The following is a 14,025-nucleotide window of genomic DNA, read 5'->3' as shown; positions in this document are numbered from 1 at the left end:
CTTTAGGATTAAAGGTTGGTGATGACAGAAGCACCTTCAAACACATTGATCAGTCCTCCAATGATGATGACATCTTTTTCTTGAAGACCTGAGCGAACAAGTACCTGATCCTGCATTCTTTTTTCAATTTGAATCTTTTGGATGCGGGCCTTGCCATCTTTGACTACATAAACCTGAGGCTCCAAGTCTGAACCAACAATAGCCGCTGAAGGGATTACTATTCCCGTAATGTCCCTATCGGTTATTAAGGTCAGGTGACCAAACATACCGGCTTTGATTTCCTGTTTGGAAAGGTTTGGAACAATGATTTCTACAGGGAAGTTATTGGCAGGATTGCCACGGCTCCCAATCATGTTGACCTTTCCTATAGTTTCTACAGGAAGTGAAGGAATGCTTACTGTATAGCTCTTACCCAATTCAAATAATTTGAGGTCCTGTTCCGGTACCTGAATGCCCAATTTGACCTGAGAAATGTCAGTAAGCTGCAATAGTGGCTTTCCTGGTGCCGCAAAATCCCCTTCCTCCGTTAGTTTGGCTGTTACAACCCCATCAAAGGGTGCACGGATTTGACTTTTGCTGATTTGTTCTTTCAGGGTACTGACCTGTACGTTGGCTGTCTCCAGTGCCAATTCGGTTTTTTCCAATTGTATGCCCTGAATGGCCTCATTTTCTACCAAGATGCGGTAGCGTTTGAGATCTGCTTCGAGTCCTTTTACCTGAACTTCGGCGGCCTTGAGTTGCAACTGAAGCAGTGCGTCATCTAGCTGGATAAGCACCTGGCCTTTTCTCACAGTAGAACCTGATTCTACCAAGACACGGTTGACTTTGCCCTGTACTTCTGCACTGAGTTTGCTTTCTCTATTGGGTTCAAAGGTACCCGTGAAACTGTATTCGGGATTGATATTGGTTTGACTAACCTGTAGGGCGGTAACTTGTACCGGTTGCTCCCTGTCATAAAGATAAACACGATCTTCTGCGATTTGCTTGTTGGTCAGGAGTTTGGCGACTATCAGGCCGACAAGAGCCAAGGGGATCAGGATATATAGGATCTTTTTCATTTTAATATCAATTCAAGAGGTTTCCACTGGTTTTTTTGATGTCAAGATTTGCTTTCAGGTATTCTACCATTGCGTTGAGATAGATTTGCTGGGCATCTCTCAGGGCATTATCGGCCAACAAGACTTCAGTCAGACTGGCCAATCCTTCCTGTTGTTGGAGGAGCATTCTTTGGTAAACGGATTCAGCCATTTGGATCTGTTGCTGACTGGTTTTGAGTTGGCTTTTGGCTACCTGACTTTGTAGTAAGGCATTTTGTTGCAACATGTCCGTTTGTTGCACGATCAGTTCCTGCTGGATTTGGTTGTTTTGGAGTTCGATTTTTTTCTGGCTGATTTTCTTATGGGTAACCGTACCGTTAAAAATCGGGACGTTCAGTTGAAGCCCTACAAAACTTACCGGATAGAAATTCAGGAAGGATTCGGGCTGACCTGTAAATCCAAATCCTGTCCGGCCATAATTTCCGTAAAGGGCAAGGCTTGGGATTCTGCTGTTTCTTATAGTCCTGATTTCCTGTAGGCTTATTTGCTGTTTTTTCTCCTGAATTAATTCATCCAAAGTTTTCTGTGTGGACCAATCCTCTGATTCACTTATTCTGATGTTGAAAGGGATATCCATTTCCGTATCTAAAGGCAATCCCATCACAAATTTGAGAGCTTTCAGGAAAGTCTCATACTGACTTTCGACCTGATGCGCTGCACTTTCGAGTTGTTGGATTTGGAGGAGTACCTTATCCCAATCTGTTCGCTGCGCAATGGTCTGTTCGTACAATAGACGGGTGTTTTTTTCAAGTTTCCGGCTGTTGTCGAGGTTTTGCTGGATGAATGCGAGTTTATTTTTTAAAATCTGGGCATTGTAATACAGATTGGAAACTTCTAGGTAAACTTGTTCTTTGGTTTTTCCTTCCTGTAAATAGGCGAGTTCCTGATAAGTTTGGGAAGCTTTGATCCCTCCCATCAGCTGCGCGTCATAGAGCGGCATTCTGAAGGTCAGATTGGTGCTGATATTATGCGGCACCCCAAATTGGATTTCCCTGAAGAAACCTTCAGGACCTCCGAATGCGGATTGTGGCATCAGCTGAAAGGGGAGTTCAGTGAAATAGCGATAGTCCCCCTGAAGAAAGAGCTTTGGAAGCAATTGAGCCTTGGCTTCCTGATTTTTGAGAAGTGCGATTTCGCTCTGATTTTTGGTGAGCTGGATATTTTTGTTTTGCACCATTGCTGTATCAAGGCATTCCTGCAAGGTCCATGTTTTCACTTGTCCCTGAGCTTGGAAACTGAAGAGGATCAGCAAAACCAAGGTTAATTTAAGTATGTGAGTATTTACTAACATTTTGAAGTAAATTTTTTTAAGGTTTCATTAAAGTGATCAATGCTTCGAGCATGTTTTTTCCTTGTCGGATGATGTCGAACTGGAAATTGGCAATGCGCCATTTGAACATTTGCAGGCGAAATGAACCCATGATGATATGTACAAGTTCTTCTGTGGTAATTGCTTGCGTAAATGTACCGGATTGTTGTCCCTGCATGATTAGGGGCATCAAATACTTCATTTTGACCTGCATCAGCTGCAGGATGGCCTGATTGATTTTTTCACTTTCTTCCAATAAGCCATCAGAAAACACTGCCACTACAAAGTGTGGATTGGCTTTGAAAAATTGAAATTGGCTATTGAAGATCGCTTGAAATTTAAGTTCAGGAGCCGTATCAGGAAGGCAGATCTGCGACAGTCTTTCGTTCATATTGCTACGAAGGTATTGGAGCAGTGCAAGGATTATATCTTCTTTACTCCCAAAATGCCTGTAGATAGCAGCTTCAGAAAATTCCATTTCCCTCGCCAGATTTTTGGTAGTAAGGCCACTCAAACCCGATTCTGTGAGGATTTTGCCGGCGGCACAGATGATTTCCAGCTGTCTTTCTGAGATTTCCATTTGGTTAGTTAGTATTCACTAACAAAGTTAAATATTTATTTTCAAATTCAAAATTATTGAAGAATTATTTTTTGGAATAAGCTATACACCTGAACCAAAGCTTTGTCATTGAACAGTAGTTAAAAAAGATTTGAAATCTTGGTCTTGTTTGAGGATGACTCGACTGGAATTACAAATTTCGAGGAGCGGTGGAGCGGTTAGTTTTTAGCCACAGCCACAATCTTATTTACAATCTCTTCGCCAACCAATCCAAGCCCTTCTTTTTGGTACTTCATTACCCCTCGGCGGTCAAAAACCGAGATGATATTGGAGTGTGAAAAATCGATGGGATTGATCTGCTTGTATTTGACAGCCATGATATTGGCAAAATCTCTGACTCCATCTTCTGTCCCTTGAAGGAAAAGCCATTTTTGATCTTCCATTCCGTTTTCTTTTGCGAAAACTTTCAATTTTTCAGGAGTGTCATTTTTTGGATCTATGCTGACAAGGACATATTGGATGTCTTTTCCTTTTTTTCCGCTCACTTTTTCTTCAATCATTCGCATGTCAGCCACCAATCGGGGACAGGCTGTTCGGCATGCTGTGTAAATCATGACCACGACCAGTGGTTTTCCCTTCAAATCTTTGAATTCAATGGTTTGACCATCTTGGGTTTTCCATAAGGCGGGGAGCTGATAAATGGATAAGTCGTCCATAACTTCTTCAGGATTTATCGTGTCCTTTATGATTTCCTTTTCTTGGCATGAAAAAATTAGGATTAAGAGCAGTATTAGGCTAAAGTATTTCATGGTTTTATCAGTTTAAAGTGAGTGGATGATTGACATCTTTCGCGCAGCGAAATCCCAATGTAGTAAGAGAGAAATTGGCTTTCAGACTAGATCGCATCGCATATCGCATAAACGCGGCATAATTCATCATATCTTTGGCTCCTATAGCACCTCCGGCACAAAACAAGCTTGCATCAGTATTCCCATTATTACGGGACTCTCCGGTGAGTATAATGGAGTTGAAATCCTGGGTCCATTCCCAGACCATGCCATGCATGTCTTTAACTCCCCAATAATTCGCATCGGATTGGCCGACAGTTTTCAGGAAAGTTCTGGGTTGCTCGTAGCTGCGCAGGATGCTTGCATTATACAGGCTATCTTCCCGAGCATCTCTTTTTGTAGTGGAGGCCATGGCAGCGTATTCCCATTCATCCACTGTAGGAAGTCTTTTTCCCTGACATTCACAGTAGGCTTTAGCGGCAAACCAAGAAATCATGGTGATGGGCTTGTCCAAAAGGGCTACAGGAGCAGTTAGGTCATTCTCCCAATTGGATAAATACCTTTCGTCTGCAAATAATTTGGTTACTTTGGATTTCTGCCATTTGGAATAATTGCGAACAAACTCCTGAAATTCAGCATAGGTCACCGGATTGATTTCCAAGTAAAAATCCCTTACTTCTACATCTGCTTGCTCACCTATTCCGTAGAGGGGGGTATAATTCCCCCCTTTTACCAGAGCCATCTTACCTCCTTGGGCAGAAGCATTATTGATCAAAAACAAGGCGGCAATCAAAAGAAATACTTTTCTCATTTTTTCCTCCTTTTGTTTACCATGTCGGGAGTAACTTCAGTCCCGTTATTGCCCCAGCTGTTGTATACATAAGTGAGAACAGCTGCAACTTCTTCGTCTTTGAGTTGCTGAGAGGGCATGATACTATTGTATTTTTTGCCGTTAACAGTGATTTCACCCGATAGTCCATGGAGAAGCACATCGATGGACCGGTTGACATCGGCATTCAGGTAATCTGCATTTGCCAGGGGAGGGAAGGCATTGGCTACCCCTTCACCGTTGGCTTGGTGACAGGCAAAGCATGCCTGCATGTAGATTTTCTTTCCTGTATCGATCAGCTCACTTTTGGTCATGGTAACAGGAGGGCTTACGACATTGCCATCTTTTGGCATTTTCTGAATGGTACTTCCTTCAGGGAGATAGATTCCTTCCATGATTTCACCTGCAAAAATTTTCTCGTTTTCTTTTCCTGTGACGCTCAGAATACCTAATGCACCTTTGTTGAATGCCCTGAAAATGGAGTGATCTACCAATACCAAATTAGAAGGTACATCGGCTTTAAATTCCAGGATAGCTGCTCCACCTGCCGGAACCAGGGTTGTGCCTACGTTGGAGTTGACTTGATCGCCTCCATCTACATACACTTTATCGAAAATTTCACCTATGACGTGGAAGGAAGAAGCGAGGTTAGGTCCACCATTTCCGAAAAATATTCTAATGGTTTCACCTGCTTTTGCCTGCAGTGCATTTTCCCCACTGAGTGCATTGACGCTACCGTTGAATACCACATAATCTGGTCTTTCATCATAGGCTTTTTGCATATCAAAAGGTTGTAAACCTGGTTCCCCAAATCTTCCCTCGGTGTAGAAATCACCCTGCATGACATAGAACTCCTTGTCTACTGGCGGTAAACCACCTTCCGGTTCCACCAAGATCAGTCCATACATGCCGTTGGCAATGTGCATGCCTACAGGAGCTGTCGCACAGTGATATACATAGAGTCCGGGGTTGATCAGTTTAAAGGAAAACGTTTTTTCATGCCCTGGCGCAACAAATGAAGCCTCAGCGCCCCCACCTTGGCCTGTTACAGCGTGAAGGTCGATGTTGTGGGGCAATTTATTGTCAGGGTGGTTTTTGATTTTGAATTCTACTTCATCACCGACCCTGGCACGGATAAATGAGCCCGGGACAGTACCGCCAAAAGTCCAGAAAAGGTAAGATACCCCATCCGCCATTTCCATTTCTTCTTCTGTTATTTCCATTTCCATGTATAGCTTCATGGCAGGACGGTTGCCCACTGGTGGTGGTACATGAGGAGGAGCAGTTAGTTCTGCCACCATTTCTCCAAAGACTTTGGTTTTACTGTAGTCTTTGGTGTAATTCGAGTTTCCGGTATTTCTGGATTGACCTTGGGTACAAGCAGTGAATATTGCACCTGATAAAAAGAGTAAAAGATAAATATATCCTTTAAATGAAGAAAGTTTTTTAGTCATGGCTTTATCGTTTTAATTTTTTTTTGGGAGATATGCTTGATATGAACTTCTCAATTATTCATTGACACAAAAAAACCAGATAATTTTTAATTGTACACTGATACACCTCAACAGAAGGTTTTTATTTTCGCAAAAAAAAGCCTGCATTTTCGCAGGCTATTAGTAAGAAGTGGCATAGGCATATTGACGTATTCGTTCTTTTAAAGTTGTTATATCAGGTAATTGAATTGTCCTATCAACCGTTTGGATGAGCCCTTCTTTTTTCAAGGAAGTTAAAACCCGGCTGACTTGTTCTGCATTTGTACCGATGATCTGTGCAATTTCTTGTCTGTTTAAATCAATTTCAACCTGATTGCCTTGGGATCCTAGAAGGTAGGTGTCAGCAAGGTACAATAAGCCTAAAATCACTTTTTCTTCATTGTTCATCAATCCTAGACATTTTGTACGGATTTCACTTTTTCTTAATTCCCTGGAATAAAACCGCATTACTTCAAAAGTAAACTTTGGATTGGCCATAAAAGCTTCATAAAGTGTAGCATTGTCGATAAAGCAGATTTGTGATTCCTCCAAAGTGACAGCACCTATGCTGTATTTTTCAAGGCCAATGGCCGAATGTCCCAACATGTGCCCTTCACCTGCCAACCTGACCGTTTGTTCTTTTCCGCCTACATTGGAACTGATTACTTTTACTTTACCTTTCAAAATAAAGTAAGCACCCAAAACCAAACTGCCTTCCATAAAAACAAATTGCCCTTTTGGATAGATAGGGGAGTTTTTGGCATCAGATAAACGATTAATCCATGTGTGATTGCATTGCTTTACCAAGCATGTAGCAATTGGACACATTTTGCAGTTTGGACTTATATTCATAATAGTTGCAAGTAAATAGGATTTGGTACTGGCCCAAGTGATATACAGCAATTCAAAACATGATTGATATCAGTTTTTTACAAATTTGTAGATTTTTTTTCCTTTGTGCTATTTGACTTTTGAAATCCACCTGTATCTTCGTGTCATAAAAAGATAAAAAGGTCTTTTAATCTAAATTAAATTTAACCCAGTTCTATATGCTATCAAAATCACAAGCAAGGACTTTCTTTCTGGGTGGTACAGTGGTGACCTTTCTGATATTTATCGGATTAACCATTTATTCCATGGCCCCTAGTAATGACCAGTCTAATCATCAGAACATTACCGAGCAGGTAATCAAAGGCAAGCACATTTGGGAAACCAATAATTGCATGGGTTGCCACGCCATTATGGGGGAAGGGGGCTATTATGCACCGGAACTCACCAAAGTGATTGACAGACGTGGTGCACCTTTGGTGAAAGCCATCCTTCAATCGCCCATTCCCTGGGCACCCAACGGGAGGAAAATGGTCGCCTATGAAATGAGCGATGAGGATGCAGAAGCTATGATTGAATACCTAAAGTGGATAGGGGAAATCGATCTTAACGGCTTCGACCGTATTGTTTCACCATTGGCAAAAGATAAGTTAAAAGACTAGAAACATGAAATATAAATCACAACAGGTAGCCTACTGGTTTTTTGCCTTATGTATGCTGCTCTTCGCACTACAGATCGTCTATGGATTTATCATGGGATTTGCCAGAATCGGCATGGATGGACTCCATGACTGGATTCCCTTTAATACCGCAAGGGCGGTGCACACCAATTTATTGGTTGTTTGGTTGCTGACCGGATTTATGGGTGCAGCTTATTATATCATTCCAGAGGAAGCCCAGCGGGAACTTGTCAGTGTCAAGCTGGCTTACGTGCAATTGATTTCTCTGGCTGTGGTTGGGGTGGCCGCTATTACGGGCTACCACTTTAATATCTGGGAAGGAAGGAAATTTCTGGAAATTCCCCGTGAATTGGATTATCTGGTAGTCGTCAATGTCCTGCTGTTTTTGGGAATAATTCTAGCTACTTTGTTTAAAGGGAAATGGCAGACCACCACAGCTTTGGTTATGACTATGGGGCTGGTTTTTGCCGCGCTCTTGTACCTCCCTGGAATGATATGGTTTGATTCACAGGTAACCGACTCCTTTTTTAGATGGTGGGTAGTTCATCTTTGGGTAGAAGGCGTTTGGGAATTGATCATGGGCGGTATCTTGGCCTTCCTGTTGATCAAATTAACCGGTGTGGATAGAGAAGTCATCGAGAAATGGCTGTATGTGATCGTTGGTTTGACCTTTCTCTCAGGGATACTCGGTACAGGTCACCACTATTATTACATTGGTGTCAACAAAATCTGGTTGGTAGTAGGGGGCGTGTTCTCTGCATTAGAGCCACTTGCTTTTCTTGCCATGGCCCTGTTTGCAGTCTATATGTACCGCAAAGGTGAGAAAAACCACCCTAACAAAATTGCTCTTTTCTGGACTATAGGAGCTGCAATTGTTTCCTTTATTGGTGCCGGGTTGCTGGGTTTTGCCCATACCCTTCCTCAGACCAATCTCTACACCCATGGAACCTTGGTAACGGCTATGCATGGCCACTATGCTTTCTGGGGTGCTTATGTGATGATCGTATTGGCCATCATCAGTTATGCCATGCCCAACATCACCGGCAGAAAACGACATGATAAAACCAACGGACATTTGGCATTCTGGCTATCAAATATCGGTATGCTCGGTATGGTGGTAGCACTTGGTGTTGCAGGTGTTGTTCAGGTTTATCTTGAAAGAAGGTTAAGTATGGATTTTATGATTGCTCAGGAAGAAGTTAAAATCCACTTTGTGGTCATGCTGCTTTGTGCTACCATGTTTGCAACTGGAATCGGGATCTATATTTATGAATTTATTAAGTATGGAAGACCTACTAATGAAGCACTATCCAAAAAAGAAGAAACTGTTTTGGTTAGTTAAACCCTTCATTTGAATTGTCAAACAGGAAAATCGGCCATCGGTTTATTTCTTAATCAGTTTGCCGACTTCTGAAAATAGCTGGGTCGCCTCTTCTGGCAGCCCGGCTTTCAAACCTCAAAACTTAACATTATGGTTATAGAAGCACCTTATTATCATCAGACAGATCAGGAATCAGAGGTTTTTTTGCAAACCTTCCAAAACCGCATGCCTTTGCTTCTAAAAGGGCCAACAGGAAGCGGGAAATCCCGATTTGTGGAATATATGGCACATGCTACCGGTCAAAGACTGATCACTATTTCCTGTCACGAAGAAACATCATCCACAGATCTGATCGGTAGGTTTATCATCAAAGGAGCTGAAACGGTATGGATAGATGGCCCACTGACCACCGCTGTTAGAGAAGGAGCCATCCTTTACCTGGATGAAGTGGCAGAGGCCCGACCTGATGTGATAGTGGCTATCCACTCGCTGACAGATCACAGAAGGGAATTGTTCATTGATAAACTCGGAGAGACGGTCAAAGCCCATGAAAACTTCATGTTGATTGCTTCCTTCAATCCAGGTTACCAAAGAGGTTTCAAAGAGCTGAAACCTTCCACACGGCAACGTTTTGTGGCTTTGAGCTTTGGTTATCCAACATCAAAAATTGAAACAGAAATCCTTGTCAACGAAACTGGAGTGAAGCAGGATATTGCCAAAAAGCTGGTTGCTATAGGAGGTAAAATCCGAAATCTGACAGAATTGGGTTTGACCGAAACGGTATCTACCCGATTGTTGGTGGATGCGGCGAAGCTGATTCAATCCGGTCTTCCCAAAAGGTTGGCCTGTCATGTCGCCATAGTGGAACCGCTTAGCGATGATGCACAGACCATTGAGTCTATGAAGGATTTGGTTGATTTGATGATATGAAATTGAAATATGTTGGATATATAATAGAAATATGGTTGAAATATGGTGCGCGAAATATATGGAAATAGAATATAAATAAGCTTCGCGAAATAAAATTGAAATAAATAGAAATAAATCAGAAGATGGGACTGGAAATAGATGAATGGATATATGGCAGATTGGTTCGGTATTTTAAAAAAAGCCGATTGAAAGCCGAGTTGGAAATGCACCACAAGGTGGATTTGGAAGTTATCCGACCAAGATTGACTTTTTTGGCCAGGGCCATTACCGGGAAAGCAATTGACATTTATCCTGCTGAAGCTGAAGGAGGTTTTAAAAACAATAATTTCTTCCTTCCCATTTCTTTTGCCGAGTTTCCCACTTGGGAAGAAAATCTCTATTTCTATTTTTTCAGAACACTTTACCTGAGCGCACAACAAGACCTAGGCTACAATTGGACCAAGGAAACGGACGATCTGATTCTTTCCCGTCAGATGGCCGAACAGACGGCTCCTGCCGTCCTGGAAAAGTTAGCTGATGAGTTTAGGATTGCAGCCCAACTTCATGAAAAATTAAAAAGCCATTTTCAGTCTAAGACCAAGCCTGGAGAGCAAGCAGATTTGAGTTTACTTTATGGAAAGTGGATGTATGCTGACCCTTCAGCAACGGAAGAGGATCCGCTTCAGAATTTTGACAATCGAATCAAAAAAGGCAAAGAAGAAAACCCAACAACCACATTGATAGCTAAAGCGGTGGAGGAAGTCAAAAACCTCACCATCGATAAAAAGCAGCAAGAAGACTATGTTTTACTGCACAACTTTGAAAAGGTGGAAACGGCTGAAGAATCAAGTGGGGTTTGGAGGGATTTTGATGGCAAGGACGAGTTGGAAGATCATCAGGATGCATTGGAAGAGTTAAGTATGAAATTTACCGTAAGGGTGGATGACCCTGCGCATTCGGTTTATCAGGCAGAATTTGTAGAAAACACTACCATCTCCGAAAGTGCTGAGCGGGATGAAAAAGGCTTCCACCTTTGCTACGATGAGTGGGATTTTAAAAAGCAGATTTATAAACCTGATTTTTGTAAAGTGTATCCCCAAACTTTGGTGAAAACTGATTTGGCCTATTACCGAAATACCATTTCCAAGCATGCCAGTACTTTGCTGGGGCTACGAAAGATGCTGACTTCTATCAACAACAAAATGAAACTTCAACGCAAACAGAATCAGGGCGATGAATTTGACATTGATGCCTTGACTGATTTGTTTACAGACGTTCATGCACGGAAGACCCCAGCTGAAGACATTTACCTTTCCAAACGGAAAAAAGAGAAGGATCTTTCCATATTACTTCTCTTGGATGTGAGTTTATCCAGCGATAGCTATGCTGCCAATAACCGGGTGATTGACGTGGAAAAGGAAGTATCCATTCTTTTCGGAGAGATTTTGAATGAGTTTGATATAGATTTTTCCATTGATAGTTTTTATTCCAAAACCAGAAATTACTCCACTTACCTTACCCTTAAGGAATTTGATGAAAGCTGGGATTTGGGTAAAAAACGAATTGGAGCGGTAGAACCTCAGGGGTACACCCGTATAGGGTCAGCATTGAGGCATGCAGGCGCAAGACTTGATCAGAGAAGCACGAAGAATAAATGGGTAATCCTAATTTCTGACGGTAAGCCCAATGATTATGACCGCTATGAAGGGAAATACGGTATTCAGGATATCAAACAGGCGCTACGGGAACTTAACGAACGCCAGATAAACTCCTACGCTCTTGCGATAGAAGCTCAGGCCAAATATTACCTGCCCCAGATGTTTGGACAAAACCATTACCAGATTCTGACGACACCGGTGGAGCTATTGAGTTCCCTGGTCAAATTGTACGAAAGGATTAAACACCAGTAATATGAATGCTTACGAACAAGAATTAGACCTCCCAAAAGGTCATCCCATCCATACCTATTTGCAGGAAACTGCCATGATTCATCAGCTGATTGATGAATTGGAACAGTGCGATATTGAAAATGATTATCAGGTATTCTACAACCTCTTTAATAAACTTCAAACAATTGAAAGGCGTTTTGAACGCAAAGAAAACCAACTTTTCTCCTTTCTTGAAAAAAGTGGTTGGAACGGACCTTCCCAAAATATGTGGTCTTTTCATGACACCATTCGCAGTATTTTCAAGTTTGTCAGGGAAAAAGTGGAAGCCAGGGATATCCGTGGAGTCTATGAGAATTTCCATCATTTAAGCAATAATATCCGAAGGCTCATGCTGGTGGAGGAGACAGTTTTATTCCCCAATTCCCTGAAAATACTTAAAGAAGAAGACTGGCAGCAAATGCGGAAAGGAGAGGAGGAGATAGGATGGATGCTATCAGAAAAGCCTGCTGCTTATCCTGAACAGGCCTATGTGCACCCATCAGAAGATTTTACTCAAAGAGATTTAAGTTTTGCTAAGGCTGAAAGTCAGCATTATGATGAAGGCTATATGACGGTAGAACAGGTCAACCTATTACTTCGTACGATGCCTTTGGATATTACATATGTGGATGAAAATGACAAAGTGATCTTTTACAATAGAGGAGAGGAACGGACCTTTCCAAGAAGTGCAGGAATTATTGGTAGGGAAGTCAGGTTCTGTCACCCGCCCAAAAGTGTGGATACTGTCCTGAGAATACTGGAGGAATTCAGAAAGGGCACGCAAAGTGAAGCTTCTTTTTGGATCAATTTTAAAGGCAGGTTGATCTATATCCGGTATTTCGCTGTACGGGATGCGGATAAAAATTACCGTGGGGTCATAGAAATGTCACAGGATATCACAGATATCAAGCATATAGATGGAGAAAAAAGACTGTTGGAATGGAAATAAAAGCCCAGAATATAGATCATAAGGATATCTTTTACCCTCCGGGTGGCATCCTGTTATGGATAATCATCATATTGGAGCTGATCACCTTCGGATTGGGGATCGGAGGCTTGGTTTATTATGGCAAATTAGAGCCCGAACTATTCCATCAATCCAGGCTTCAATTAAATACTTCTATCGGCACCTTGAATACCTTAATTTTATTGGTCAGTGGGTATTTTATGACCAATACTGTCCTGAAACTTAAATCAGGGGCTATTGAATCAGCTAAAAAATACTTGGTTTGGACCATGTTGGGCGGGTTGCTTTTTGTAGGATTGAAAAGCTATGAATATGTTGAAAAATTGACAGGCGACCTAGACATGGGGGATAACATGTTCTTTACCTTTTATTGGCTAATGACCGGATTCCACCTTGCGCATGTTTTGGTAGGTCTGGTGATTTTGGTATTCAGTTGGTGGCAGATAAAAACCAGACCTAGATCTCTTCAGGTGACAGATTTGGAATCTGGGGCCGCTTTTTGGCACATGTGTGATTTGATCTGGCTTTTATTATTCCCTTCCTTATACCTGATATTCTAAGATGGAAAAGAAAAATTTATTAATACTCTTCATTTTGATTGGGATGACCCAAGTCTCTGCATTTCTTGGTGTTTTCAATCTTGGAGTTGTAAATTATTTGACTTGGCTGGTGATGGGTTTAGCTGCTGTTAAATTCTTCCTGGTTGCCTTTGTATTTATGGAATTGCGTAAGGCCCATTTCTTCTGGAAGTTTGCAACTGTCCTTATAGGATTGCTGGTGGTAGTGGTAGTTGGGTTTTGGGCTTAAAAACTTTCTCTTAAAATTTGATTGTCAAGAAAAAAATACTTTAATTTCAGAGTTAAAAGTCTTAATTAAAAAGCATGAAAGTATTATCCCAAACGAGTAAGTACGGCATAAGGGCTCTATTGTATATTGTGAGTAATCCAAGTACAGGAGAATATGTCAGTATTGGGGAAATAACAAAAGAATTGAATCTTTCCTTTCATTTTCTAACTAAGATATTTAGAGAGTTGACCAATAAAGGCATATTGTACTCTTATAGGGGACCTTCAGGAGGGATTGCATTGGCCAAACCATCAGATCAGATAATGCTTATAGACATTGTCTTGGCTTTGGAAGGAGAGGATTACTTTGACAATTGTCTTTTAGGTTTTCCAGGCTGTGGTGTAGAAAAGCCTTGTCCTGTCCACAATTTTTGGAAAGGCATCAAAGAGGACATAAAATCCCATCTCTGTAATACGAGCCTTGCCCAATTAGGAGAAAAGATACTTGCTGAAGAAGTACGGTTATTTGATTAAAAAAAATTTCCTGTTAATT

Annotated in this window: 15 protein-coding genes; 8 read left to right on the top strand and 7 right to left on the bottom strand. The window is 41.6% G+C overall.

Features of this window, described 5'->3' with window-relative positions; all coding sequences use genetic code 11:
* Positions 1-8: 8 nt before the first annotated feature.
* From B879_RS06855 to B879_RS06825, 7 genes are all read right to left on the bottom strand, one after another.
* Positions 9-1,058: an efflux RND transporter periplasmic adaptor subunit gene (locus tag B879_RS06855; protein WP_009184428.1), complete on the bottom strand. Its 1,050-nt coding sequence runs from the start codon at positions 1,056-1,058 to the stop codon at positions 9-11.
* 7 nt (positions 1,059-1,065) lie between these two features.
* Positions 1,066-2,388 (bottom strand): TolC family protein, encoded by a 1,323-nt coding sequence (locus tag B879_RS06850; RefSeq protein WP_009184427.1) that lies wholly within the window; start codon positions 2,386-2,388, stop codon positions 1,066-1,068.
* Positions 2,389-2,404: 16 nt separating this feature from the next.
* The gene (locus B879_RS06845) at positions 2,405-2,986 is read right to left on the bottom strand and encodes a TetR/AcrR family transcriptional regulator (protein WP_009184426.1); all 582 of its coding nucleotides are present in this window, start codon (positions 2,984-2,986) and stop codon (positions 2,405-2,407) included.
* Between the two features lie 197 nt (positions 2,987-3,183).
* The gene (locus tag B879_RS06840; RefSeq protein ID WP_009184425.1) at positions 3,184-3,774 is read right to left on the bottom strand and encodes an SCO family protein; all 591 of its coding nucleotides are present in this window, start codon (positions 3,772-3,774) and stop codon (positions 3,184-3,186) included.
* 7 nt (positions 3,775-3,781) lie between these two features.
* Positions 3,782-4,564 (bottom strand): formylglycine-generating enzyme family protein, encoded by a 783-nt coding sequence (locus B879_RS06835; RefSeq protein ID WP_009184424.1) that lies wholly within the window; start codon positions 4,562-4,564, stop codon positions 3,782-3,784.
* Positions 4,561-6,036 (bottom strand): copper-containing nitrite reductase, encoded by a 1,476-nt coding sequence (gene nirK / locus B879_RS06830; protein WP_009184423.1) that lies wholly within the window; start codon positions 6,034-6,036, stop codon positions 4,561-4,563. Before nirK ends, B879_RS06835 begins: the two co-directional genes overlap by 4 nt.
* A gap of 159 nt (positions 6,037-6,195) precedes the next feature.
* Positions 6,196-6,882, bottom strand: coding sequence for a Crp/Fnr family transcriptional regulator (locus B879_RS06825; RefSeq protein ID WP_009184422.1), 687 nt, complete (start codon positions 6,880-6,882; stop codon positions 6,196-6,198).
* A gap of 221 nt (positions 6,883-7,103) precedes the next feature.
* Here B879_RS06825 and B879_RS06820 point away from each other — a divergent pair, with 221 nt between their 5' ends.
* The 8 genes from B879_RS06820 to B879_RS06785 all read left to right on the top strand — a co-directional run bounded on the left by B879_RS06820 (position 7,104) and on the right by B879_RS06785 (position 14,006).
* A complete protein-coding gene (locus B879_RS06820; protein ID WP_009184421.1) occupies positions 7,104-7,544 on the top strand; it encodes a c-type cytochrome in 441 nt (146 codons plus the stop codon).
* Between the two features lie 4 nt (positions 7,545-7,548).
* The gene (locus B879_RS06815; RefSeq protein ID WP_009184420.1) at positions 7,549-8,904 is read left to right on the top strand and encodes a cbb3-type cytochrome c oxidase subunit I; all 1,356 of its coding nucleotides are present in this window, start codon (positions 7,549-7,551) and stop codon (positions 8,902-8,904) included.
* A gap of 129 nt (positions 8,905-9,033) precedes the next feature.
* Positions 9,034-9,813, top strand: a complete 780-nt coding sequence (locus B879_RS06810) for a CbbQ/NirQ/NorQ/GpvN family protein (RefSeq protein WP_009184419.1) — start codon at positions 9,034-9,036, stop codon at positions 9,811-9,813.
* Between the two features lie 122 nt (positions 9,814-9,935).
* Positions 9,936-11,702: a nitric oxide reductase activation protein NorD gene (locus B879_RS06805; RefSeq protein ID WP_009184418.1), complete on the top strand. Its 1,767-nt coding sequence runs from the start codon at positions 9,936-9,938 to the stop codon at positions 11,700-11,702.
* A gap of 1 nt (position 11,703) precedes the next feature.
* Positions 11,704-12,669 (top strand): DUF438 domain-containing protein, encoded by a 966-nt coding sequence (locus B879_RS06800; RefSeq protein ID WP_009184417.1) that lies wholly within the window; start codon positions 11,704-11,706, stop codon positions 12,667-12,669.
* Positions 12,660-13,247, top strand: a complete 588-nt coding sequence (locus tag B879_RS06795) for a cytochrome c oxidase subunit 3 (protein WP_009184416.1) — start codon at positions 12,660-12,662, stop codon at positions 13,245-13,247. Before B879_RS06800 ends, B879_RS06795 begins: the two co-directional genes overlap by 10 nt.
* A gap of 1 nt (position 13,248) precedes the next feature.
* A complete protein-coding gene (locus tag B879_RS06790; protein WP_009034369.1) occupies positions 13,249-13,494 on the top strand; it encodes a cytochrome C oxidase subunit IV family protein in 246 nt (81 codons plus the stop codon).
* Between the two features lie 74 nt (positions 13,495-13,568).
* Positions 13,569-14,006 (top strand): RrF2 family transcriptional regulator, encoded by a 438-nt coding sequence (locus B879_RS06785; protein ID WP_009184415.1) that lies wholly within the window; start codon positions 13,569-13,571, stop codon positions 14,004-14,006.
* Positions 14,007-14,025: the final 19 nt, after the last annotated feature.

The organism is Cecembia lonarensis LW9 (genome assembly GCF_000298295.1).
In the GTDB taxonomy this organism is placed as follows: Bacteria; Bacteroidota; Bacteroidia; order Cytophagales; family Cyclobacteriaceae; genus Cecembia; species Cecembia lonarensis.
Note: the sequence above shows the minus strand (reverse complement) of the source record. Positions and strands in the feature narration are given on the sequence as shown.